We start from the raw sequence: 23,222 nt of genomic DNA, 5'->3' as shown, positions 1-23,222 counted from the left end.
CCATGTACCCCGACGCGGCCAGGTCCGCTGCTACGTGGCTTATGCAGATCAGGAATATCAAAAGCACAATCAATTCCTTTTGATTTTAAATGACCTCGGGCACAGTAAACCTATCGCGGCACTGGCCGCAGCTTTCATCACAAGGGAACCGTGCCATGACCATTAAAGCCATCAACGTCCGCAACCAGTTCAAAGGCGTGATCAAGGAAATCATCGAAGGCCCGGTGGTGTCTGAAATCGACGTGCAAACCGCCTCCGGCATCGTGACCTCGGTGATCACCACCCGCTCCATCCATGAACTGGAGCTGAAAGTGGGCAGTGAAGTGATCGCTTTCGTCAAATCCACCGAAGTCTCCATCGCCAAGCTCTGAGCCTGCCAGGTACGCTATCCATTGACCGCGCGGCGCCACGGGCAGAAGATCGTGGTGCAGCCGGCAAAGGAGAGATGCCATGAACAAGTTTGCCCATCATCCGCGAAACCTCAAGGGTCGCGACTTTGCCGTGGGCGATATTCATGGCCACTTCGAGCGCCTGCAAGCGGCCCTCGACAGTGCCGGTTTCAATCCTGCCGTCGACCGCTTGTTCAGCGTCGGCGATCTGGTGGACCGCGGCCCGCAAAGCGAACAATGCCTGGAGTGGCTCGACCGCCCCTGGTTTTTCGCCGTGCAGGGTAACCATGAAGCCCTGGCTATACAGCACCACGCCCGCATCAGCGTCGATGAACGCATGTACCGCGCCAGCGGCGGCGCCTGGTTCCTGGACGCCAGCCCGGACAAACAACGCCTGTACGCCCAGCGTTTCGCGCAACTGCCGGTGGCCATGGAGGTCGAGACCTCCCGGGGACTGATCGGGATGGTGCACGCCGATTGCCCGTACCCCACGTGGCGACAGTTGCGTGAATTCGTGCAGCACCGCTGGCCGGCCGACACCTACACCGACGAGGGTTGCCAGTGGTCGCGGGAGCGGATCAAACGCGGGGACGGCTCAGGCATTCGCGATGTTCGCGCGGTCATTGTCGGCCATACGCCCCTGCGCCGTGCACGTCGCCTGGGCAACGTGTGGCACATCGACACGGCGGGGTGGAGCGAAGGCTATTTCACCTTGATGGAGCTGGAAGCCCTGGAAGTGGTCAGCGTGCCGGAACGGCCGGTCGGCTGAGCCCCCTCACAGGGTGGCCTCGCTCTGGGCGTGCCGCACCTGCTGGGGCGGGTGCATCCGGTTGCGGCCGTGGCTCTTGGCTTTGTACAGCGCGTCATCCGCCGCCTGCACCAGCGCGTTCGGGTGGGTTTCGCCGCCCTCGGGCAGCCACACGTGCACGCCGGCACTCACCGTGACCAGGCCGCCATCATTGCCCGCGTGGTGGATCGCCAGCGCGCGCACGTTGTGCAAGATCTTTTCGGCCACCAACCACGTGCCAGCCCAGTCACTTTCAGGCAATAGCACCAGCATTTCCTCACCGCCGTAACGCACCACCAGGTCGGTACTGCGCCCCACGCAATCGAGCACCGCACGACCCACTTCGCACAGGCACTGGTCACCGGCGGGGTGCCCATACAAGTCGTTGAAGCGCTTGAAATGATCGACGTCGATCATGATCAGCCCCAGTGGCTTGCCACTGCGGCGGGCGCGGCCAATTTCATGGGGTAGGGCGGCGTCCAATTGGCGGCGGTTGGCCAACCCCGTGAGCGCGTCCTGCATGGCCAAAATCTCCAGCGCGGCGTGGGCGTTGCGCAGCTTGGCCTCGGTCAATAGGCTGCGCTGGATCTCGCGAATCAGAATCACCCCAAACACCGACAACGCACCACCCACCAACAAGAGAAACACGATCGAGCGCGCAAGGTTCGCGTACCACGTGGCGTAGATCGCGTCCTTGGACTGGGCTGCCTCGACGACCAGCGGGTATTTGTCCAACGCCTTGTAGCTGAACAGGCGAGCCACCCCATCAATCAGCGAAGGCATCATGCTGCTGCCGGCCGGCTGGTTGGGCAGCAGCTCACTGAACACCCGGCCACGGGCCAGGCTGGTGCCGATGACATGTTCGTCGAAAGGCCGCCGGGCCAGCACGGTCCCGTTGCTCAGGGCCAGCAGGATCACACCCTGGTGGTCCAGGTCGAAGGACTGATAGAAACGGTTGAAGAACTCCAGGTCCAGGGTCGCCAGTACTACCCCGGCGAAACTGCCGTCCGCGGCGTCGACCCGCCGGGATACCGGAATGACCAGTTGGTTGTTGGTACGGCTGCGAATTACCGGGCCAATGTGCACGGCTGCGCTGCGGTTGAAACGGTGGAATTGAAAGTACTCGCGGTCGGCATTGTTGACGCCCTGGGGGTCGACGTCATTGGCGGTGGCCAGCCAGTTGCCATTTTTGTCGTACAGGAACAGGCCGTGCAGTTGGGCCAGTTCATGGGTGCGCGTCTGCATCAGCCGGTGCAGGCGGGCCAGTTGCGCAGGGCCGGTGCCGTCGACCTGTACGCGCTCTACCAGGTCACTGAGTACCGTATCGGCTTCCTGCACGGTGCTTTCGGCGTGCTGGGCCAGGGAGCGCGCCAGGTTGTTGGTGTCGGTGTGGGCTTCGCGCAGCACATGGTCGCGGGCGGTCCAGATTTGCCAGGCGTCCAGGCCCAGCAATGACAGAAGCACCAGGGCCATGAAGCCAACGGCCAGGCGTTGAGCCGAGGGGCGGGCTTTGGTGATGATGCGCTGCTGCAGGTTGTCCAGCATCGGCGACCGGGGATATTAAGTGGGCGTGCTCATGAGTGTAGCTTGCAATCGAAGCCATCTGGGCCGCGAAAACCGACCGCGTTTAAAAATGAGCGGCAGGGGGAATGGTTCATCCACCCCCCTGCGCTTGGTAGGCTCATTATCAGGTCTATCGAACTGCGGCCTCTTCCGCCCTGAGTATTTTCGTGTAGACCTGAATATCTCGCCGCATTGCCAGCGCTTGATCGGGGCTGACGGACTGGGGGAAGACCCTAGAGAATACCTTGTCTCGGACTTCCTGGGTCGTTGAAAGCAAATGGTCACGAGGATTCCCTAAAGCGTTTAGGCGAGCTGGCGTATAGATAGGGTGTTTATTGGCACCAATTCGCAATAGCTCTTCTACATAGCGCGGATCAGCGCGATAAAATTGGACCGGGGTATTACCCGTATTAGCAAATGTTACGTAGCTCGCCGGTACAGGAGGTGCACTGGGAAGTGGAAGAGGATTAGCGGCGCTAATGGCACGTATATTGTCAAAGGTGCCAGGAACTCCGCGGTGAATGGCCATGAGGTGGTTGTATTGAAGTTGGTGTGCGGGGATTGTAAATGCATTATTGGGATAAACACCTGGGTTTGCCACATTGCTACCGGGAGGGGGGGTCCTGAATATTTTCGGCGCCGCGGACTCCTTAACGACCGAGTGCGTCGGTGGCGTAGCGCGCCTAGCGACTTGACCCGGTGTCGCCTTCGCCGCAGGGGCGAGCCTGCCGGATACCGATTTCATCCCACCGGAAAGCACAGCAGTGACGGTACTGACGATACCGAGGATCATGGCCGCTTTGCTGTTTCCGTCGGCTTGAAGAAATGTAGAGGCCAAACCCGTTCCCAATGAGGTCGTCGCCAGGGCGGCGCTACCAGCCAAGGCCACATAGCTGGCAGTCACGGCGGCGGTTCCGGCATAGATCGCCGCCGTGGCTGCCATGAAGGGAATCACTGCCGTACCGAACGAGACGATACCGAGCACGAGACCGGTGGCAGGTAGTATCCAGTCGTACCAGGCGTGGCCACTGGGGTCGACCCGGTTGATCGGGTCACTGCTGCAATAGACGTATCCATTCAGCCCGCCCTCGTCGAACGGGCTCAGGTTATCGTGGCTGTGAAAACGCATCAGGGCCGGGTTGTAAACCCGATAGTCCCCCAGCAAATACCAGCCCACCCCTGGTTCACGCAACGCTCCCGTGTACCCGAGCCGAGTGTGGTGTTCGTGCTGGGGCGCGGAACCATACGCGCTGTATTCCAGCAGGCGAAGTGAACCGTCCAACTCAGTGGTGACTGAACCTTGGCCATCGGTACCCAGTAAAGTGACCGAACGAATTGAAGCGGCCAGGCGGCTTTCCGCCACCGGTACCGCGCCGGCATATACCCAGCGCGTCTCCACGTCGCTTGCCAACTCGCAACTGACCACATCACCGACTGAGTACCGCCACCGAGGCCCAACCTGATCATGGGTCATGACGACATTTCCACCCGGGCCATACTGCCACAGGCATTCTGAGCCATCGTGCAACGTAACGGCTGTCAGCCGACCGAGCGCATCATAACGGAGCGGGCGTTTTTGCTCGTCGCTCGACAGATTGCCCAACGCGTCATACGACAAGGCCAGCGGGGCAGGGTAGGAGGGATCGCTGTGGGTGACACGAACCAGTTGGGTGGGCTCATCGGCACCGAATTCGAAGAGCGTGATGTTGGTGAGGCCACCCTCAGCCAGCACGGTATCGAGCCGGCGGATATTGTCCAGCGCATCGTACTGGAAACGCTGTTCGACATAGCGATGCCCATGAGCATCCTGGGGTAATTGGGTACCCGCTGCCCTGTGCAGGACAGTCCGTCCGCGTTCGTCGTAGTCAAAGGTCTCGGTCAATACAGGCGTGCCATCGACCGAACGAATCCGTGACAGAAGCTTGCCATCCTGGCGCCATGTCAGTGCTTCTGTCTGGTGTACCGTCTGGCTACCCGTACGCGTCCGGGTTTCCTGGCGCACTGTCTGGCCCAGTGCATCATAGGTCAGATTAACGTCGATCTCGCGGCTTCCATCCGTTGCCGTCGTGCGTTGACGTTGAATACGGGAAAAGGCGTCATAGGCCAGGGTAACGGTGGCGTCGGGATCACGCTGCTCGCTTGGCCTGCCGTACTCATCGAAGCTGAAGAACGTGTGCGAACCGTCCGCATCGATCCGGGATGAAGTCCGCTGCCCAGGTGTGTTGCATTGCGCCTGTGAGCGTTCCTTATCACCGGTCCAGATATAGTCTGAACGCTGCGGCGCATCGTAGAAGGACCAGGCATGGGTGCTATGCCCCAGGTTGCCTTCGGATTTCGTCAGCAGGCCCCGCACCCGGTCGTATTCGTTTCTGACCCAGATATCCCCTGCTTGCATCGAGGCAAGGGCGTTACTGAGTTCGGGAATGCGCTCAGTGGTCACTTCCGTACCGTTGGGTAGAATCGTGGTAACCGGATCCAGGTTGCCGGGTTGGTAGGTCCACCGGGTTGTCCGTTGGCCTGTACGCTCAGAAAGCAGGCGACCTATGTCGTCGTAGCGGCGTTCGCCCAGTACAACGGCGCCCCCCTCCAGCGACGGGTGGCTAACGGCAATGGTGGCAACCAGGTCTTCGTGACCGGGTGCATAGGTGCGGTGCACCTGAGTACCATCGGGCAGATGGGTCAGGACCAGGCGATCGAACACGTCCCACGCCTGGCGCGTTTCCCCGCCCATGGCGTCAACCTTGCTGACGCAACGGCCGAGGCCGTCGTAGGACCAGGTCAGGCGCCGGTGGAGCTGCCCATTGCCATCGAATAACCGCTCTTCAAGTACGTCGCCGGCCAGCGAGTATGTCGTCACGGTGCGCATACCATCCTGGCCATTGGTGCCTGTGACCCAGGAAGTACCGGTGAGCGAAACGGGATTGTTCACCGTGTGGTTGACCACGCCATCCGGGCCTGTTGTCGTCAACACTTCCCCCCAGTCGTCATACGTCATGGTGGTGGTCAGGACCAACGCCGCAAGCTCTGGGTTACCTGGATCGCAGGTTGTCTCACTGACCTTCTGGCCCAGAAGGTCGTACTTGATTGAACGGGTGGTGTAGAAGCCGCCCCTGTCATCCTGGGCTTCTTCTCGCAGCTCGCGCCCCATGGTGTCATACCATAGCCGGCGAACCCGGCCGGTGGAGGACGTACGAATGCGGCAGCTGTTGGCGATCGAACAGCTGTAATCCCACTTCACCGACGCCTCATAAAGACTGGTGGGGGCTACCGACTCCCGGGTAAGACGACCTAACGTGTCGTACGCTGAAGCCACCACCACACCATTGTCGCCTTGATGAGTCACCGTCTGGCCAGTGTGCAGGCTTTGCGTATTACAGGTGGTGATCCATGTACCGTCGCCCCCCGTCAGGGTGGCGGTGGTTTGCAGTACGGGTATTTCAGTACCGTCGGCACTATGCGCGGTGGTGGTGTCGTACGCATAGGCCGTTAATGTTTGCCGACCGTCTTTTAGCCGGGTGCTCGATAGCAGGCGACCGTGGTAGGGGCTTGTTGGTGCATCGATGTGCTGATCGGTGGTCCGCACCCGTTCCGTCAGCGTGTCGCCCTCGACCTGATAGATAATCTCTGCTGTCCGGGTGATGAAACGGGGCAGGACGAAATCAGGGGCATCATGCCTGGCTGGCAGTTCGCGGTACTGATACCGGGTTTGCTTGATGGGCCCCTCTGTACCGGGGGGCGGTGTGGTGGTCTGCGTCTTTGCCCGCAACACCCGGCCCAGTGGGTCAGCGGGGCAATTGTCCCCTTCACCGTTACCCGGGTAGTACTCGGTGGTGGTTACGGTGCCGATGGCGTCGCGGTGCCAAACCGTATTGCCCTCGTCGTCATAACGGGTTTCCTCCGTGGTGGTTATTGCCTGGATCGGCTGGTTACGTTCGTCCAGGTACGCTTTGGAGGTTATGACCAGGCGAGGGAAGAGGAAATAGGGCACCTGTTGCCCTACAGCCAGATCCGGGCGTGCATAGTAGTGGGTGACGGTATCGACCTGTGCGCTACCTTGCACCCTTCGCTCGCGGATCAGTAAGTGAAAGCGATTGAAGCTACGGCTGACCTCGCCCAACAGGTTGTTTTGCGCATCTAGCTGGGTCTCGACGCTGCCATAGATGAACTCATGCTCATCGGTGTGGTGGTAGAGGTTGTCGGCATAGTCTTGCCAACGCTCTACCACCGGCCAACCAAAGTAATTGGTGGTGCCGTGCAGGTCGAACCGGTAGGTCGTGTACAGAATGGGCTCGTCAGGGGCGGTGATCTTTGCGCTGCGGCTGACCACCGGCATGGTGGCCAAAGGCGCGCCTTCCGGCAGGCGCAGGCCGTTTTGCACGTCGTACTGCACCTCTTCCCTGAAGCCGGTCGGTTGCATGCAGCTGGTCAGCAGCATCAGGCCAGGGTGAAGCGTGGAGTCATAGGTGAATTGCCAGCAGTCGGTAGCCAGTTCGTCTACACACACCCGCCGCAGCTCGCCGTTCACCTGCATGAACGTCATGACGACCTCGGCATCCGTGCCAGGCATGGCCGTCACTTGGGTGAATACTTCGCTGTCATATTGCACCGCAAGGAGTTGGCGATCTTGTGCATCGACGATATCCAGGAGGCGCGCGACAGCGCCCACGGCGGTCCAGCGCAGCGTGACGGCACTTCCGTCTAGCGCAGCAATATGGGTCACCACCCAAGCCCCGCTGTCGCCGGGCAAGGGCTCCAGGCGTTCGGTAACCCCGTCGCGGTACCGTAGCCAGATAACGCCACCTTCCACTATGGCTGTCACCGCAGGCAGAGGAACGTCCGGAAAAATCAGGGTATTGCCGCTGAACTGGGTGCGGTAGCGTTCCCCAGAGGCTAATTGAATGTGTTGGCTGGCACTGTCCCACGAGCTGGTAACCAGCCTCCAACCTTTGCCAAAGCCCTGGTTGCCGGCCGACAGCGGGCTGTAGTTCAAGTCCAGAGAAACGAGGGGCCCGCGCAAATCGTTGGCGGCGACAGGGGGCAGCGTGATCGATGCGGTGAACGCACCTGTACGTGGGTCGACCCCAGCCTGGATACTGCTCAGGAAATTATAGGCTTCTGAGTGGATCTGGCCGGTGGCGAGAATACTCGGCGAGGCGGATGATACGGGGAGGCTCATGTCCGTGTCCTCTAAGGTAGGTATTGTCGCCCCTGGTTCAAGCGTCCAGGGCCCCGGTCAATACCAGACGGCTGCGGTCTTCCGGGTCGAACATCACCCCAGCGCTGTGCTCGTTGCCTGCTGCGTCAATGACGGTCACGGTGCACGGTCCGCGGAAAGCAGCCGGTGTGAACGGCACATTGACGCGGCCGCACAGCACCAAACTGGCAGCAGGGACGGGGGAGGTGATCACAGGCAGCGGAAGTGAGCCGACGGGTACTTTGTCAAGGCTGTGCCAATGAATAGTGGTACCGCCAGGCTTGACATAGCCAGTGAAGCTGGGGACCGTGTCATCGGGATGGTTCATGGTCCAGGTGATCATGCCCGGCGGAACCACGACTGCGTCGCGTATCGGTACCGCCTTGCCGGCGTTATCGCGCAGCGTCAGGGTGCACCGTGTGTTGAATACGCCTGCAGTGATCGCGTGGCCAGTTCTGTTTCCCAGCGCCCGCATGGTGGTCAACGCACGTTTGATCCGACCCGGTGTCGGCGGCAGGTCGCTGAACTCAGACAGGGTGAACTGCTGCCAGTCGTACACCGGTGGCCGTGTGACATTGATACGCAGCGGAATGTCGTACTTAAAAATGGGGTCGGGGGTGCCATCGCTCAGGTAGCTGTTACCATTGGTATAGAACACGCGGCCGTTATCCCCTTTCACTTTGAATGCGAAGGTCCGGATCGGGCGCGCCATGGCGCGGTTATCGCCGCTCAGGTAGAAAGAAAAGCTTTGCTGCTGGGGCGCAGGCAACTGCGCCGGTGTCGGCGGGTGGCGCGTGCCCAGGTAGTCATACCCATAGTAATCGAGAGAGGCCGTCCAGCCGTCGGCGGCAGGAGTGTCCAGGGCGTATTCCACCGTCGGGTTGTCATAATCCACCACACGCAGGTTGCTGACTTCGTTAGGCGTAAGGTCCACCACCTTCCTGTCCACCATGGCAGTTACCAGCAACGTCACCAGCACTTGTTGCCGACCATTCGCGTAAAGGGTGTCAGGTGAGTCCACCCTGACGTTCATGGCGCTGATGTACCAGGCGGGGTCGCTTTCATACGCGTCGGTATTGTTCACGGCGTTACTCCTTAAGGCGGCGCTTGGGATTACCGTTTATCCAGCATCAGCCAGTTATAGTTGGTGCTCCCCGCAAATCGAAGTGTCAGGTTATGACGATTGCCGTAGATATCCCATAAGTAAAGCTTAGTGCTTACAACGTCTGCCAATTGTGGTGTGTTATAGCCTTCACGGAACGTGATATCGCCGTCGAATAGAGATTGCCAAATCACGATTTGTCCTGGTATGAAATTTTTTGCCTGAGTCTGTTCGTTAAATAGATAATCAATGGGGTAGTAGAGCGACACCCCATCTAACTTGATTATTTTTATCTCATCCGCGACATGGAGGATGGGAGAGTCAACCCGTGTAAATCGAGTAAACGAACACTGGGCCTTCCATCCTCCTCCATATACGCCGCGCAAGGAGGGCGAGTGCCCGCTCTCACTGGACCACTGTTTTATTTCAATCAGGGTATTCGTGTCCAACCGAATATTGATGTGGTGCTCGAAGAATCGGGGTGACCCCGTGCCCCCCACCGGAATATCATTTAACACAGTGGTATCGCCAGGTTTTCGTGTGCCGTAATTTTGGCTGGGCAGAGACGGAAAGTTCAAAGGGGTAAAATTGGCGTCACAATTAAAAAGCCCTTTGGCGCCCTTCGGGTCATTCAACGGCGCTTCAAGGCGGTTGCTGATGATGATGGTTCCATTGTCCAATTTTATTTTCGCCGCCACCCGCAGGTTGCTGGTCGCGGTCGTAGAGAGGTAAAAGCTGCGCGTCTGGTAGGCCACGAATTTGCCCCCGTCAGCCTCTTCTTGCAGGCTGGACGTGAGGCCGTCGCGTTCCGGGTCGTCGTAGTATAACTTCGCGTGGAGCGGATCAACGTGAGCCAAGGACCTGGCGGACGGGCGCAAATGTTTGCCCACCGTAGCGGAGAAGGTACGAAGTTTATTCAAGAACTGGCGATCGTACACATAGCCGAACGCGTGCTTGGCAACTGCCCAGCCGACTGGAGAGGGCGCACTGATTTCGGTCAGCGGCTTTTCGTCGACGTAGGTCACAAGTTGGATACTTGCGAGTTCTGTAGTGGACAATGGCACGATATTACCATTGGCGTCGGAGGCGTTAAGCTGGACAGTAACCAATATTTGTTGGTTGCCGTTTCTCAGCAAGAGATAGGGGTCTTGCGTTTTCGCACTGTCTGCGTCCGCCCACAGTTTAAGAAAATCCAGTTGAACCGCCAGACCGCGCGGAGCGGGTGTGACGGGCGTTTTCGAGGGGTCTTTTTCCGCGCGAAGTATGGCGTCCCAAACAGATAATGGTGGTTTTTTCATGAGGACCCTCACTGTCGCAATTTAAGCGCAAACGTCTTGGTTGGGGTACGTCTATATCCCATCCTAGAGGGCGATTAAAGCCAACGTCAAGGCAGTAAAAAACTTGTTTTTCGCTCATTATTGCAAGATGTGTTACAGCGCAAAACGCGTTATTTATGTTATTCGAAAGTTACGTGCGTTGCCTGTAAAATCAATACATTTAGGCGGTATCGTATTGGTGCTGCACGAGCGTGATGGGGCAGGTGGCGCCGTGAGGCATACTGTACAACCAGTCGCTCGGCTGCCCACCCGACCCATCAAACAGGATGGCAATGAATCAAGCCTGGGGCACCATCGCAAAGCCTACGCCAAAGCGGTTCCAGGCATTGATGGTAGCGATGGCCAGGGTCAGGTTGACCACTTCCACTTCGCTGAAGTGCTCCAGCAGCGCCTGGTACTGGTCCTGGGGGGCATGGTGGATGGACAGCAGCGTCAGGCTTTCCACCCAGGCCAGGGCGGCGCGCTCGCGGGGAGTGAAGAACGGGGTTTCCTGCCACACCGAGAGGGTCTGCAGGCGGGCTTCGGTTTCGCCGGCCTTACGGGCGTCATTGGCGTGCATGTTGATGCAGTAGGCACAGCCGTTCAGTTGCGAAGCGCGCAGGCGCACCAGTTCCAGCAGGTCGCTTTCCAGGCCGGACTTGGCCAGGGCCATTTCCAGGCCGACCATGGCTTTGTAGGCGTCGGGGGCTTGCTTGGCCCATTCGATGCGAGTGCTCATTGGGTGTCTCCGGGTAAGTGGGTGTGGGAGATACATTAACCACCCGGGGCCTGAGGCCGAATAGCCAATTGGCCCCTTTATGCAGGGGCCAATTGTTGAAGGATACCCTGCACCCGGTCCAGCGCCGGGTCGATGTCCAGGCGCTCTATGGCGCCGAACCCGAATAGCAACCCTTGCTTGGCGGGTGCCTGGCCATAAAACGGCATCAATGGGTAGAGCCCGACTTCTGCCTGGCGCGCCACCTGAACCAGCAGGGGCAGGTCCACCGGCACGTGGGCCAGTGCGCTCAAATGGTAGCCGGCCACCGCCGGCACTGCCTGCAACCATGGCGCCAGGTCATCGCCCAGGCGCTGCAGGATGCGTTCCCGGCGACCGCTGTACACCTCGAAGCAGCGGCGAATGTGCTTGAGCAATTCCCCCTCGTTGATGAACTTCGCCAGCGCCCACTGGTTGAGCGTGGGGGTGTGCCAATCGCTCAGTTGCTTGGCCACCCGCACGGCCTGCAACAGCACCTGGGGCAGTACCGCGTAGCCCAGCCGCAGTTCGGGCAACAGGGTCTTGGAGAAGGTGCCCAGGTAGGCCACCAGTCCCTGGCTGTCCAGGCTCTGCAGGGAATCGGTGGGCGGGCCCTGATAGCGGAACTCGCTGTCGTAGTCGTCCTCGATGATAATGGCACCCAGCTCGGCGGCCCTGGCCAGCAGGGCGTGGCGGCGGGCCAGGCTCATGGGCATGCCCAGGGGGAACTGGTGGGAAGGGGTGACGTAGATCAGCCGGGTGCCATCGGGGATCAGGTCCACGCGCAGCCCCTCTTCATCCACGGGCACGTTGACCACCTCAGCGCGCTGGGCGGCAAACAGCAAGCGTGCCGGCGGGTAGCCCGGGTCCTCCATCACCACCCGGCAGCCGGGTTCGATCAGCACCCGGGAGACGAGGTCCAGGGCCTGCTGCGCGCCGTTGGTGATCAGTACGCTGTCGACGCTGGCCTGCACGCCGCGGGCGAAACCGATATGCCGGGCCACGGCTTCGCGCAACTCCGGCAACCCTTGAGGATCGCCGTGCAGCGACGCCGAGCGCGTGCACTGGCGCAGCGCATAGAGGGTGCAACGGCGCCAGGTATCGAACGGAAACTGGCTTTTCAATGACGCGCCGCCGATGAAGTCGTAGCGGGCGCGGGTTTGCGCGGCGGCATGGCTCATGGGCATGGGCATGTCCCGCCACATGGCCACGACGGCGGCGCTGGCCAGCGGCGAGGGCGGTTGCGCGGGGTGAGGGGCGGCGAGGCGGGGGCTGACGAAGGTGCCACTGCCCACACGGCCGCTCAAGCGACTGTCGTAGGTCAGGCGTGAATAGGCCTCGGCCACGGTCTTGCGCGACACGCCCAACTGCGTGGCCAGCAAACGGGTAGGGGGTACTTGCGTGCCAGCGGCCAGGCGACCGCTGTCGATGGCATCGCGCAGTTGCCGGTAAAGCTGTTCGCTCAGGTCCTTGCGGCCCTGAAAGGTGATGTGCAGTTCCATGGAGGGGCGGGGCCGACGGTAGAAGATCGCGTCAGCGTACGCCAACCGATCAGCCCCAAGCCAGCCCCCCCAGGAGCAGTCGCTACACCAGCGGCACGGGGCTCAGGGTGCCCAGCAGTGACACCGCGGCGATGGCCGCCAGGCCACACAGCCACTCCACCAGTACGGTCTGGCGCAGGGTGCTCAGGGCGATGCGCTGGTTATTCAATGCCGCGCGGTTGAACACAGCCAGCAGCAGCATGCAGGTCACCAGTGATGCCTTGACCGCCAGCACCAGGGCAAACCCACCCGTCAGGGGCGTGGGCCACAACGTGCCGGTCAATGCCCGCACGTTGATCAGCCCGGTGACGATAATGCCCGCCACCAGTATCAGGCCGTAGCGGCTGAAGCGTAGCAGGGTGCCGCGCAGGTCATGGCCGGCCGGCCTGGCTTGTACGAAGATCAACAGCAACAGCGCGCCCATCCACCCGGCCACGCACAACAGGTGCACCAACTGGTTGAAAATCAGCAGCACGCCGGGCAGCCCACTGAGCATGGCGGCGTGGCCCACGGGAGCCAGGGTCGCCAGTTGCACCGTGCTCAAGCCCATGGGCAGCCACGCCGGCAGGCGCAGCGGGATGCGCAGGCACATCAGCAGCACCAGGCTGGCGAACAGGTGCACGAACCAGGCCTTGCCGAAGAAGGTCTGGGTCAGCACCTTCATGACCATGTCGCCTTGCAGGGCCGACTGCCAGTTGCCGGTCATGTCGGCGGTGGTCAGCATCAGCCAGGCCACCGCTGTGATGAGGCCAATGCCCGCCAGCAGGCATAACAGCGGGTCGAGCCACTGGCGCATGCGCGCCTGCTGGCGCGGCTCGCCCAGCAGCAAAGGACGGAAAAGCAGTGTGCCGAACACCAGCAGCACCACGCAGAAATGCACAAAACGAACCGCGACCAAAGCACTCATGGGGTTACGGGGCCACCTTGAAGCTGTAGCTGCCTTCGCTCTTGTGGGTGTCTACCGACACGGCATGCCATTTCACCGTGTATTGGCCGGGCGCCAATGGCGCGGCCGGGGTCACGATCAGGGTTTTCTTGTCGGCGCCCTGGGTCGCGATGCTCTTGACCAGAACGTCCCTGCCATCCTGGCTCAGCTCTACCTTGGTGAAGCTCTGCTCGACGCCTTCGGTAAACACCAGGCTGAGCTCGGCAGGCGCACTGACCGTGGCGTCGGCCGCCGGAATGGCGCTTGTCAGGTGAGCGTGGGCGAATACCAGTGGCGACAGCGCGCAACCCAGCAGCAAGGCGGCACCGCTGAGGAGCTTTTTCAGGGGCAGGGCAGTCATGATGAGAACCTCGGGCAGTAAAAGTGGCGCAATTAAACACGATCTGAGGGTAGCAGGCGGGTGAAATGTTTTACTTGAGGTCACACTTGCGGCAACCTCGCAGCCCGTCACGTCGCTTTCCATTCTACCGGACCCCGTGCCTTTCATGACTTTCGCGAACTGTCGTTGCACCCTGCTTGCCCTTGGCCTGCTACTGGCCGCGCCCTTGGCCCTGGCTGATGAAATCATCATCACCTGGCCTGCGGGCTGGGAAGTCGAGAGCTTGCCCGACACCGCCAACGCCGCGGTGCACCGCCAGCGCGCGGCCTTCAACGACGCCAACGGCGACCCGCAGATGGTGGTGGAACTGACCCGTACGGCCTTGGCCGCCGATCACCAGGTAAACCTGGGTGGCGTGGTGCTGGAAATGCGCAAGGCGCTGCAGGTGAATTTCAGCCATGGCGGTTACCAGAGTGTGTGCACCAAGGTCCATGACGCCAGGCTGGGGGACATCGCCGCGGTGGAAACCACGTGCAAGATCAGCCTCAACGGTGGCCATGTGATGACCCAGACACTGGTGGCGGCCAGCACGACGGGCGCGGCGTATTCGCTGTCGTACGCGGGGTCGGCGCAGGGTTATGAGGCCCATGTTGCCGAGGTGCAGGCGATCCGTGATGGCCTCAGGTTGCAACTGCCGTAGTGCTACGCTCGACGCAGGGTAACGGCGCGCGCCCCTGGATCCAGAGGCTTTCGCGACCACTGATCCGTTATCGGTGATGTTCCGCGCGCCCCGTGGTCGGAAATAATTCATTGGGCGAGTAAATTTTCGCAAAGCCGCTACGTTCTGGTAATAGGCGCTTTGTTTCGCCGGTTATTTCCGATTCAGTAAAGCGAAGCGCGACCTTGAACACTGATAACCATCAGGCCGATTACTCGGCCCGCCATCGGCGCTCGTTGCCCCATGCCGCCCGCCCCAGTCTGGGGGCGATGAACGGCAGCGTCGCCGTGCCCGCGAATGGCCATTGGCTGCGCCGCCTGCTGGCGTTCGCCGGTCCTGGTTACATGGTGGCGGTGGGGTACATGGACCCCGGCAATTGGGCTACCGACATCGCTGGCGGGTCGCAATTCGGCTACACGCTGCTGTCAGTGATCTTGCTCTCGAACCTGATGGCCGTGCTGTTGCAGGCGCTGGCCGCTCGCCTGGGCATCGCCACCGGCCTGGACCTGGCCCAGGCGTGTCGCGAGCATTACCCGCGGCCGGTGTGCGTTGCCCTGTGGCTGGCGTGCGAAGCGGCCATCATTGCCTGCGACCTGGCCGAGGTGATTGGCACCGCCATTGCCCTCAAGCTGCTGTTCGGCATTCCCATGCTCTGGGGCGCCATTCTGTGCGCGCTGGACGTGTTCCTCATCCTGTTGTTGATGAATCGCGGCTTCCGGGCGCTGGAAGCCTTCGTCATTGCCCTGCTGACCTTGATTTTCGCCTGCTTCGCCGCGCAATTGGTCCTGGCCCAGCCGCAATGGCGCGAGGTGTTCGCCGGCTTCATCCCCCAGGCCAGCATCGTTACCCACCCGGCGATGCTCTACATCGCCATCGGCATCGTTGGCGCCACCGTGATGCCCCACAACCTGTACCTGCATTCCTCCATCGTGCAGACCCGGGCCTACCCCCGCACCCCTGAAGGGCGTAAGAGTGGCCTGCGCTGGGCAGTGGCCGACAGTACCATCGCCCTGACCCTGGCGCTGTTCGTCAATGCAGCGATCATGATCACGGCTGCCGCGGTATTTCACAGCAACGGCCACACCGACGTGGTGGAAATCGAGCAGGCCTACCACCTGCTGTCACCCTTGCTGGGCGTGGGCATTGCCTCGGTGCTGCTCGGCGTGGCGCTGCTGGCCTCGGGCATCAACTCCACCGTTACGGCCACCCTGGCCGGGCAGATCATCATGGAAGGCTTCCTTGATCTGCGTATCCCTGACTGGGCCCGCCGCCTGTTGACTCGAGGCGTCGCCATCGTCCCAGTGGTGGTCGTGACCAGCCTGTACGGCGAGCAGGGCACCGCGCAATTGCTGGTGTTCAGCCAGGTGGTGCTGTCGATGCAGCTACCGTTCGCGGTCATTCCGCTGGTGGCGTTCGTGTCCAACCGTGAGCGTATGGGCGAACTGGCCATCGGCCCGGTCATCAAGGGGCTGGCGTGGTTGGTGGCGACGGTGATCGTCGCGCTGAACCTCAAATTGCTGTGGGATACCGTGGCCTGATTCACATCCGGCCGAGCTGCTACTGATCGAGCCGGGCGGCCTAGGCAATCCCACCGGCATAACTGGCCCGAAACAGATGTGGGACGGGGGGGCGCCGAGCCCTTGCTCGAGAAGCGTGCGCGGGCGGCGCACGGTCTCAAGGGCGCTGGAGAAACCCAAGCCATGGACCTGGCGGCCCTCACCCAATGCCAAGGCGAACCAGCAGAGCGGTCCAGGCAACGGCACAGACATAACTGGCCCGAAACAGATGTGGGACTGGGGGGGGCGCCGAGCCCTTGCCCGGGAAGCGCCGCGCGGGCGGCGCGCGGTCTCAACGGCGCAGAAGAACCCCAAGCCATGCACTTAGAGGCCATGATGCGGTTTCATGACTGGCTTTTAGAGCCCCGCTGGAGATCTCATCATGGCCACCAAGCGCTAGTTGATGGTGTTGTAGCGCCCCTGAGATCGAGCGCCGCCCGCGCGGCGCTTCCCGGGCAAGGGCTCGGCGCCCCCCCCATCCCACATCTGTTTCGGGCCAGTTATGTCTGTGCCATTGCCTTCTCCGCCTTGTTTTTCCGGCTTGAGACCGTATCAGGGCTACCAGGCGCATGGCTTGGGGTTCTTCTGCGCCGTTGAGACCGCGCGCCGCCCGCGCGGCGCTTCCCGGGCAAGGGCTCGGCGCCCCCCCCAGTCCCACATCTGTTTCGGGCCAATTAAGTCTGTGCCGTTGCCTGGACCGCTTTAGGTGGCCGACAGCTATCCGCGTGACGATTTCGTACTGTATTACGTATACTGTAAATACATACTAGAAATTGTTATTGCCTTGGGTTTTATGAGTTGTTTTACATATTTGATAATATAGGATTATCAAATGTCAGGCGTTTTGCCTGACGAAAATCCGTGCTGAACAGTACGAAAACCCGTGATTGGCCGGTCTGGCGCCGGGCGGCTGACTTCGCAACAGTCGCCAGTTGCACCTCGTCCACACGCAGCAGTGCGTTTTATACTGCGCCTGTTTTCCACTCGCGCTCAGGCCCTGCTACCCATGGTTTCCGACGTAGACCGCTACATCGCCGCTGGCACCCGGGAGAACACCCGGCGCAGCTATCAATCCGCGGTGGAGCATTATGAAGTCACCTGGGGTGGCTTCCTGCCGGCCACCAGCGACGCGATCGCCCGTTACCTGGCGGCGTTCGCCGGCAAACTGTCACTCAATACCCTGCGCTTGCGCCTGGCGGCGCTGGCCCAATGGCACGCCAGCCAAGGCTTCCCGGACCCAACCAAGAGCCCGCAGGTCAAGCAGGTGATGAAGGGCATCCGCGCCGTGCACCCGCAACAGGAGAAACAAGCCGAGCCCTTGCAACTGCTGGCGCTGGAGCGGTGTGTGCGCTGGCTCGACGGGCAATTGCAGGAGGCTCGCGCCGCAGGTGATGCCAAGCGGGTGCTGCGCTGTAGTCGCGACAAGGCCTTGATCCTGATGGGCTTCTGGCGGGCGTTTCGCAGTGACGAACTGACCCGCCTGGACGTGCAGTTCATCCAGGCGCGGCGGGGGGAGGGTATGCGTATCTTCCTGCCGTGGAGCAAGGCCGACCGCGACAACCGTGGGGCTACCTATTCAGCTCCGGCGCTGGAGCGCTTGTGCCCGGTGGACGCTTATTGCGACTGGCTGGAAACCGCCGGCATCGCCCACGGGCCCGTTTTTCGTGGTATCGACCGCTGGGGGCGCCTAGGCGAGAACCCGCTGCACCCTTACAGCGTCATGCACCTGCTGCGCGATGCACTGCAAGGCGCCGGGCTGGACGGTGACGCCTACAGCAGCCACTCGCTGCGTCGCGGCTTTGCCAACTGGGCCAGCCAGAGCGGCTGGGACCAGAAGTCGCTGATGACCTACGTGGGTTGGAAAGACAGCAAATCAGCGCTGCGCTACGTCGACGCCCAAGCCGACTTCCGCTTGCCGGCGCTGTAGCAGCGGACCTGGCCGCGTCACGACCACCACACCGTCAGCGGACACCCGCCATCCGCAGATGCATATGCGTGGTGCGCCACACCGGATCATCCTCGGTATCCACGGTGACAAACCCCTGCTTGTGCCAGAACTCGATGGCGCCCGGCAGAAACGGATGCGTATGCAAGTACAACACCTGCACCTGGTCAGCCTGGGCCAGTGCCTTCAACGCTTCATACAGCCGCCGGGCCAACCCCTGGCCGCGGTGACCTGGGCTGACGTACAGGCGCACGACCTCCACGGTTTTCAACCCGCGGTAATCCAGCTGGGCGAAGCGGTGGTCGTAGGGCAGGTAGCCTATGGCGCCGATGATCTCGTCCGCCTGCGTGGCCAGCAGGAACCGCCCTTGGCTGCCTGGCCCATAGACCTGGGCAAAGTTCGCCAGGTCTGCGGGCATCACGGTGGCATCGAGTATGGGAAAAAGGTGCGCGCGTGCCGTCATCACGTACTCACAGGCAGACGAGATGGCGTGGGCAGGCACTTCGCGGAGTAAAACCGGGGTTGTCATACAGGGCGCTGACCTGGCTGAAACCTGCATTCTACCTGCCTTGCCAGCGGGTCGCCGTGATATATTCGCCGCCCATACAGAATACGTAATGCAGTACACCGACAGGAGCACACATGGCACGCGGCGGGATCAACAAGGCAGTGGTGCAAAAGGCGCGCGAAGCGCTGCTGGCCCGAGGGGAAAACCCCACTATCGATGCAGTGCGCGTGGCAATGGGCAACACTGGCTCCAAGACCACCATCCATCGTTACCTCAAGGAGCTGGAGGATACGGACCAGCGCCGCCTGGCCCCGCGCGAGCACCTCACCCAGGAGCTCGGTGAATTGGTAGGCCGCTTGGCCGAGCGGTTGAAGGAGGAGGGTGACGAATACGTGCAGCAGGCACAGGCGCGCTTCGACCTGCAAAAAGCCGCGTTGCAGGCTGAACTGGATACCGCCGTCAAAGCCCATGCTGCGCTGCAGCAGCAGTTCGAGATACAGGCCGAGGCACTGGCCAGCGAATCGGAGCAATTGACGGTTTGCCGCACTTCCTTGCAAACCGAACATACCCGCAACGCGCGGCTGACCCAGGAATGCAGTGACCTGCAGATCCGCCTGGGCGAAAAGGACGAGCACATCCGCTCACTGGAGGAGAAACACCAGCACGCTCGGGATGCGCTCGAGCATTATCGCCAGGCGGTGAAGGAGCAACGCGAGCAGGACCAGCGTCGCCACGAAGCCCAGGTGCAGCAGGCGCAAGTGGAAGTGCGCCAGTTGCAGCAAGGCCTGATCGTCAAGCAGGACGAGTTGATGCGCCTGAGCCGCGACAACGAGCGCATGCTGGTGGAAGCGCGGCAGGCCCGCAAGGATCAGACCGCCGCCGCCCAGGCGCTGGCTGACAAGGTGGCGGAAACCACTGGCCTGGCTACCCAGCTGGCGCAGGCGGTGGGCATTCGCCAGGCCCTGGAGCAACAGATCGAGGTGTTCCGCCAGGAACAGGCCGCGCAGGTAAAGGCCGCCCAGCAGCACGTGTTGCGTGAAGCCCGGCTGGAACAGCAGCTGCAGCAGGCCAACGCTACCCTGGCGCAGTGGCGGGCCGACCGCGCGGCCGCCAGCGCCGAGTAACCCGCCTTACCCGGGCAGGTCCTCGGGCCCCGCCGGATGCAGGTGGCTGCACAGCCGGCGCCGGGCTCGTGCCACCTGCTCGGCAGCGCCAGGCACGCCGTTGCCCAGGTCCCGCAGCGCCTGGGCGCAACCTTGCAGTTGCATGACCGCGTCGCCCGGCAGATGCACGGCCTTCTTTACGAAGGCCAACAGGGTTTCGCCCGGCAATGGCCCTTCCAGGATGTGCCGCACCACGTATTCCAGCGCCTGGGCGTACTGCCCGCGGTTGCCCAGAGCGCTGCAATCCACGTCGGTGCCGGCGAACGTCTGCTGCGCCAGTTGGCGAAAGCCATCATCCAGGGGAGTCGGGTCGCGGCCATCGTCGGCGAAGACCCGGCCACGGCGCAGGGGAACGACATTGTCGGGGTACTCGGTCATGGAGGCTCCTGTACGCGACGCTTGTCACTGGAGTATGCGCCATTGCGTTGACCTGTCCAGAAATGCGCCCGCGCTGTCCAAGCCAAGCGGCCTGGTCCGCGCGCACACTGCCTGCCGGAACCTGAACCCATGGAGCCCCGCATGACCGACTACATCATTGCCCAGCCACCCGTCGCCAGCGTTGCGATCGCCGGCGACAGCCGCCGCTTCCCGATTCGCCGGGTGTTCTGCGTGGGCCGCAACTATTCCGAACACGCCCGGGAAATGGGCCATGACCCCGACCGCGAGCCACCGTTTTTCTTCTGCAAGCCAGCCGATGCCGTGGTGCCCGCCGACGGCGTGATCGCCTACCCGCCCTTGACCGAAGACCTGCACCACGAAGTGGAACTGGTAGTGGCCATTGGCGAGGGCGGCGTGAACATCGAGCCGGGCGAGGCATTGGCCCACGTGTGGGGCTATGGCGTAGCCCTGGACCTGACCCGCCGCGACCTGCAGGCCCAGGCCAAGAAGCAGGGCCGGCCATGGGACTGGGCCAAGGGTTTCGACGAGTCGGCGCCTTGCACCGCGCTGATCCCCGCCAGCCAACTGGGCCATCCGGCCAGCGGCGCGATCTGGCTGAAGGTCAACGACCAGGCCCGGCAACAGGGTGACCTGGCGGACCAGATCTGGGCCGTGCCTGACGTCATCAGCTACCTGTCGCGCTCGGTAGCCCTGCAACCCGGCGACCTGATTTTCACCGGCACCCCGGCGGGCGTTGGCGCCCTGCAGCCAGGTGACCGCGTCAGCGCGGGCATCGATGGCATCGGTCAATTCGAGTTGCGTATCGGCCACTGACCGGTTGCAGCCGCTGACAACGTCACCACCGCGCAACTTCAGGGGGGATGCACCACAGTGGCTGCTACACCTTGGGCGCCGATCGCTTTAGACTGACGGCGTCCACTGCCCGTGTGAGGTTGCCTGCCATGTCGTCCCTGTCCCGCGTGCCCACCTATGGCATGCAGCAGCGCAGCAACCGCGACGATTTCTATATCCGCGACAAACACGAGCGCGAGGCGCTGACCGCTCCGCACCGCCACGAGTATTTCCAGATCCAGGTCAACCTGGGTGGCGACACCGTGCAGCATATCGGCGGCGCCGTCCGGCCGTTCCCGCGCAACGCGCTGAGTTTTATCCTGCCGCACCGACTGCACCTGATCCCACACCCTGAACACGGCAACTTCATGCTGATCAATTTCGCCCAGGGCTTTCTGTTGCCGCATTTGCCGTGCGACCCGCTGGACCTGGAGGACGTGGCGCTGGATCAGGCCCCCGAACTGGCGCCGTTCCAGTTCCAGGAGCACCTGGACTTCATTCTCGATGACGCCGCCTTCGCTAGCGTGCAGGCACTGCTGGAGCGCATGCGGGAACTGGACCGCACCCGTGCTTTCGGCACCAGCACCTTGCTGCGCGCCGGCTTGCTGGAGCTGATCGGCCTGGTCAGCCGGCAGTTCTCTGAACCCTTGCAACAGCTGGCCAGCGAACGCGCCACCCACCGCGGGCGCCGCGACGCCCTGGCGCGGGTGACCGCGCACATCCGCGCCCACATCGCCGACCCCGGCCTCACCCTCAAAGACGCTGCCGCCGCCGCGTTCCTGTCGCCCAACTACCTGACGCACCTGTTGCGCAAGGCAGCACCTTTAGCGAACTGGTGCTGGACCGGCGCATGCGCCTGGCGCGCACGTACCTGCTCAACAGCGACGAAGCCATCAGCCACATCGCCCAGCGCTGCGGATTTGCCGACGAGGCCTATTTTTCCCGGCGCTTTCGCCAGACTCAGGGGCTGCCACCAGGGCAATTCCGCCGACAGCAGCGCGCCCATCGAGCGGATCAATGATGGTTAGCCAGGTGCCGGACATTTGCTAGGCTCTGTACGAAATGCATCCCAACTCGGCCATGCTGCGTTGAAAACAGGCTCGGAATGCTCATTTACAACACGTAAACTCCGCTTCCTCGCCTGTTTTCGCCTTGCCTGGCCTTCGCTGGAATACATTTCATACAGACCCTAGGGTAAGCCGTACACGCTCAAGGAACAGGACGATGGATACCCGACAGCATGACCTGACGGTCAACGGCATCACCCTCAGCGTGCACAGCGCCGGACCCGCTCAAGGCTTGCCCGTGTGGTTGCTGCACGGCTTTCCCGAATGCTGGTACTCCTGGCGTCACCAGGTGGCGCCGCTGGTGGCGGCGGGGTATCAGGTGTGGCTGCCGGAAATGCGCGGCTATGGCGCCAGTTCTGCGCCCCAGGCCGTGGAGGCCTACGACCTGCTGACCCTGTGCGCGGACATTCAAGGGGCAATGGATGCGCTGGGCCACCATCAGGTGTGCGTGGCCGGCCATGACTGGGGCGCGCCGGTGGCCTGGCACCTGGCGCTGCTGGAGCCGCAGCGGGTCAGGGCGGTGGCGGCGCTGTCAGTGCCCTTTGCCGGCCGGCCGCGACAGCCAGCTATAGAGAGCCTGCGCCAGCACTTCAAGGACCGCTTCAACTACATGCTGTACTTTCAGGCACCTGGGGTGGCGGAGGCTGAGCTGGACGCCGACATCGCCCGCACCCTGCGTCTGTTCATGCAAGGTGGCGACAACGATGACCTGATCCTCAGCGACAAGCCGGCCAGCGCCACGCTGTTCGAGGGCGTCAACAGCCCTGACCGATTGCCTCCCTGGTGCAGCCCCGAGGACTTCCAGGTCTATGTGCAGACGTTCGCCGGGCGCGGTTTCGGTCCGGCCCTCAACTGGTACCGCAACTTCGAGCGCACGTGGCAGCGAACTGAATGCCTGGCGGATGCCAATGTGGAGCAACCGGCGCTGTTCCTCATCGGCGACCTCGACCCGGTCGGCAGACTCGAGGCCCATACCCTGGCGCGCATGCCTCGCCGCGTACCTCGCCTGGAACAGCACGTCCTGGCCCGGTGCGGGCATTGGCTGCAGAGCGAGCAGCCGGAAAGCGTGAACCGATACCTGATCAAGTTCCTGAGCGCTCACTTCCCTGTCGCTGGGTGAGTGG

18 protein-coding genes and 1 pseudogene are annotated in these 23,222 nt (G+C 62.2%); 9 read left to right on the top strand and 10 right to left on the bottom strand.

Annotated elements, in window-relative coordinates; genetic code table 11:
- Positions 1-155 precede the first annotated feature (155 nt).
- The gene (locus HWQ56_RS14435) at positions 156-371 is read left to right on the top strand and encodes a TOBE domain-containing protein (protein ID WP_008370939.1); all 216 of its coding nucleotides are present in this window, start codon (positions 156-158) and stop codon (positions 369-371) included.
- Positions 372-450: 79 nt separating this feature from the next.
- Complete coding sequence (locus HWQ56_RS14430; RefSeq protein ID WP_158153142.1) at positions 451-1,158, top strand: metallophosphoesterase; 708 nt, start codon at positions 451-453, stop codon at positions 1,156-1,158.
- A gap of 6 nt (positions 1,159-1,164) precedes the next feature.
- On the opposite strand, the gene HWQ56_RS14425 is transcribed toward HWQ56_RS14430, so the two are convergent.
- The 8 genes from HWQ56_RS14425 to copC form a co-directional block, all read right to left on the bottom strand.
- Complete coding sequence (locus tag HWQ56_RS14425; protein WP_176570926.1) at positions 1,165-2,721, bottom strand: sensor domain-containing diguanylate cyclase; 1,557 nt, start codon at positions 2,719-2,721, stop codon at positions 1,165-1,167.
- 148 nt (positions 2,722-2,869) lie between these two features.
- Positions 2,870-7,915 (bottom strand): RHS repeat-associated core domain-containing protein, encoded by a 5,046-nt coding sequence (locus tag HWQ56_RS14420; protein ID WP_176570925.1) that lies wholly within the window; start codon positions 7,913-7,915, stop codon positions 2,870-2,872.
- A gap of 37 nt (positions 7,916-7,952) precedes the next feature.
- On the bottom strand, positions 7,953-9,017 hold the full coding sequence (locus tag HWQ56_RS14415) for a hypothetical protein (protein ID WP_176570924.1): 1,065 nt from the start codon (positions 9,015-9,017) through the stop codon (positions 7,953-7,955).
- 29 nt (positions 9,018-9,046) lie between these two features.
- The gene (locus tag HWQ56_RS14410) at positions 9,047-10,333 is read right to left on the bottom strand and encodes a hypothetical protein (RefSeq protein ID WP_176570923.1); all 1,287 of its coding nucleotides are present in this window, start codon (positions 10,331-10,333) and stop codon (positions 9,047-9,049) included.
- Positions 10,334-10,649: 316 nt separating this feature from the next.
- Positions 10,650-11,090: a carboxymuconolactone decarboxylase family protein gene (locus HWQ56_RS14405; RefSeq protein WP_158153147.1), complete on the bottom strand. Its 441-nt coding sequence runs from the start codon at positions 11,088-11,090 to the stop codon at positions 10,650-10,652.
- 77 nt (positions 11,091-11,167) lie between these two features.
- Positions 11,168-12,607, bottom strand: coding sequence for a MocR-like pyridoxine biosynthesis transcription factor PdxR (pdxR, locus tag HWQ56_RS14400; protein ID WP_176570922.1), 1,440 nt, complete (start codon positions 12,605-12,607; stop codon positions 11,168-11,170).
- Positions 12,608-12,689: 82 nt separating this feature from the next.
- Positions 12,690-13,553, bottom strand: a complete 864-nt coding sequence (gene copD / locus HWQ56_RS14395; RefSeq protein ID WP_176570921.1) for a copper homeostasis membrane protein CopD — start codon at positions 13,551-13,553, stop codon at positions 12,690-12,692.
- A 4-nt stretch (positions 13,554-13,557) separates the two neighbouring features.
- Positions 13,558-13,923, bottom strand: a complete 366-nt coding sequence (gene copC / locus HWQ56_RS14390) for a copper homeostasis periplasmic binding protein CopC (protein ID WP_425331965.1) — start codon at positions 13,921-13,923, stop codon at positions 13,558-13,560.
- Positions 13,924-14,077: 154 nt separating this feature from the next.
- On the opposite strand from copC, the gene HWQ56_RS14385 reads away from it, so the two are divergent.
- The 3 genes from HWQ56_RS14385 (at position 14,078) to HWQ56_RS14375 (ending at position 18,112) form a co-directional block, all read left to right on the top strand.
- Complete coding sequence (locus HWQ56_RS14385) at positions 14,078-14,611, top strand: DUF4946 domain-containing protein (RefSeq protein ID WP_176570919.1); 534 nt, start codon at positions 14,078-14,080, stop codon at positions 14,609-14,611.
- 287 nt (positions 14,612-14,898) lie between these two features.
- On the top strand, positions 14,899-16,167 hold the full coding sequence (locus HWQ56_RS14380) for an Nramp family divalent metal transporter (protein ID WP_233270813.1): 1,269 nt from the start codon (positions 14,899-14,901) through the stop codon (positions 16,165-16,167).
- 1,024 nt (positions 16,168-17,191) lie between these two features.
- A complete protein-coding gene (locus HWQ56_RS14375) occupies positions 17,192-18,112 on the top strand; it encodes a site-specific integrase (RefSeq protein ID WP_176570918.1) in 921 nt (306 codons plus the stop codon).
- A 34-nt stretch (positions 18,113-18,146) separates the two neighbouring features.
- On the opposite strand, the gene HWQ56_RS14370 is transcribed toward HWQ56_RS14375, so the two are convergent.
- Positions 18,147-18,659 (bottom strand): GNAT family N-acetyltransferase, encoded by a 513-nt coding sequence (locus tag HWQ56_RS14370; RefSeq protein ID WP_176570917.1) that lies wholly within the window; start codon positions 18,657-18,659, stop codon positions 18,147-18,149.
- Between the two features lie 113 nt (positions 18,660-18,772).
- On the opposite strand from HWQ56_RS14370, the gene HWQ56_RS14365 reads away from it, so the two are divergent.
- Positions 18,773-19,762 (top strand): DNA-binding protein, encoded by a 990-nt coding sequence (locus HWQ56_RS14365; protein WP_176570916.1) that lies wholly within the window; start codon positions 18,773-18,775, stop codon positions 19,760-19,762.
- Positions 19,763-19,768: 6 nt separating this feature from the next.
- Here the strand turns inward: HWQ56_RS14365 and HWQ56_RS14360 are convergent, their stop codons facing one another.
- Complete coding sequence (locus HWQ56_RS14360; RefSeq protein WP_158158634.1) at positions 19,769-20,179, bottom strand: hypothetical protein; 411 nt, start codon at positions 20,177-20,179, stop codon at positions 19,769-19,771.
- A gap of 141 nt (positions 20,180-20,320) precedes the next feature.
- Between HWQ56_RS14360 and HWQ56_RS14355 the strand changes: the two genes are divergently transcribed.
- The 3 genes and pseudogenes from HWQ56_RS14355 (at position 20,321) to HWQ56_RS14345 (ending at position 23,218) form a co-directional block, all read left to right on the top strand.
- On the top strand, positions 20,321-21,013 hold the full coding sequence (locus HWQ56_RS14355; RefSeq protein WP_176570915.1) for a fumarylacetoacetate hydrolase family protein: 693 nt from the start codon (positions 20,321-20,323) through the stop codon (positions 21,011-21,013).
- Positions 21,014-21,141: 128 nt separating this feature from the next.
- Positions 21,142-22,052, top strand: a pseudogene (locus HWQ56_RS14350) (helix-turn-helix transcriptional regulator).
- 203 nt (positions 22,053-22,255) lie between these two features.
- On the top strand, positions 22,256-23,218 hold the full coding sequence (locus HWQ56_RS14345) for an alpha/beta fold hydrolase (RefSeq protein ID WP_176570914.1): 963 nt from the start codon (positions 22,256-22,258) through the stop codon (positions 23,216-23,218).
- Positions 23,219-23,222: the final 4 nt, after the last annotated feature.

It is taken from the genome of Pseudomonas eucalypticola, assembly GCF_013374995.1.
Classification (GTDB): domain Bacteria; phylum Pseudomonadota; class Gammaproteobacteria; order Pseudomonadales; family Pseudomonadaceae; genus Aquipseudomonas; species Aquipseudomonas eucalypticola.
The sequence above is the reverse complement of the archived record's forward strand: the minus strand, read 5'-3'. Positions and strand labels throughout refer to the sequence as shown.

What these genes read in the sequence shown, in the direction of transcription:
- HWQ56_RS14355 (WP_176570915.1), top strand. Translation starts at nt 20,321, where the DNA reads ATGACCGACTACATCATTGCCCAGCCACCCGTCGCCAGCGTTGCGATC.
- copD (WP_176570921.1), bottom strand. Translation starts at nt 13,553, where the DNA reads ATGAGTGCTTTGGTCGCGGTTCGTTTTGTGCATTTCTGCGTGGTGCTG.
- HWQ56_RS14425 (WP_176570926.1), bottom strand. Translation starts at nt 2,721, where the DNA reads ATGCTGGACAACCTGCAGCAGCGCATCATCACCAAAGCCCGCCCCTCG.
- HWQ56_RS14405 (WP_158153147.1), bottom strand. Translation starts at nt 11,090, where the DNA reads ATGAGCACTCGCATCGAATGGGCCAAGCAAGCCCCCGACGCCTACAAA.
- HWQ56_RS14380 (WP_233270813.1), top strand. Translation starts at nt 14,899, where the DNA reads ATGAACGGCAGCGTCGCCGTGCCCGCGAATGGCCATTGGCTGCGCCGC.
- HWQ56_RS14345 (WP_176570914.1), top strand. Translation starts at nt 22,256, where the DNA reads ATGGATACCCGACAGCATGACCTGACGGTCAACGGCATCACCCTCAGC.
- HWQ56_RS14370 (WP_176570917.1), bottom strand. Translation starts at nt 18,659, where the DNA reads ATGACAACCCCGGTTTTACTCCGCGAAGTGCCTGCCCACGCCATCTCG.
- HWQ56_RS14410 (WP_176570923.1), bottom strand. Translation starts at nt 10,333, where the DNA reads ATGAAAAAACCACCATTATCTGTTTGGGACGCCATACTTCGCGCGGAA.
- HWQ56_RS14375 (WP_176570918.1), top strand. Translation starts at nt 17,192, where the DNA reads ATGGTTTCCGACGTAGACCGCTACATCGCCGCTGGCACCCGGGAGAAC.
- HWQ56_RS14360 (WP_158158634.1), bottom strand. Translation starts at nt 20,179, where the DNA reads ATGACCGAGTACCCCGACAATGTCGTTCCCCTGCGCCGTGGCCGGGTC.
- HWQ56_RS14365 (WP_176570916.1), top strand. Translation starts at nt 18,773, where the DNA reads ATGGCACGCGGCGGGATCAACAAGGCAGTGGTGCAAAAGGCGCGCGAA.
- HWQ56_RS14385 (WP_176570919.1), top strand. Translation starts at nt 14,078, where the DNA reads ATGACTTTCGCGAACTGTCGTTGCACCCTGCTTGCCCTTGGCCTGCTA.
- HWQ56_RS14420 (WP_176570925.1), bottom strand. Translation starts at nt 7,915, where the DNA reads ATGAGCCTCCCCGTATCATCCGCCTCGCCGAGTATTCTCGCCACCGGC.
- HWQ56_RS14430 (WP_158153142.1), top strand. Translation starts at nt 451, where the DNA reads ATGAACAAGTTTGCCCATCATCCGCGAAACCTCAAGGGTCGCGACTTT.
- pdxR (WP_176570922.1), bottom strand. Translation starts at nt 12,607, where the DNA reads ATGGAACTGCACATCACCTTTCAGGGCCGCAAGGACCTGAGCGAACAG.
- HWQ56_RS14435 (WP_008370939.1), top strand. Translation starts at nt 156, where the DNA reads ATGACCATTAAAGCCATCAACGTCCGCAACCAGTTCAAAGGCGTGATC.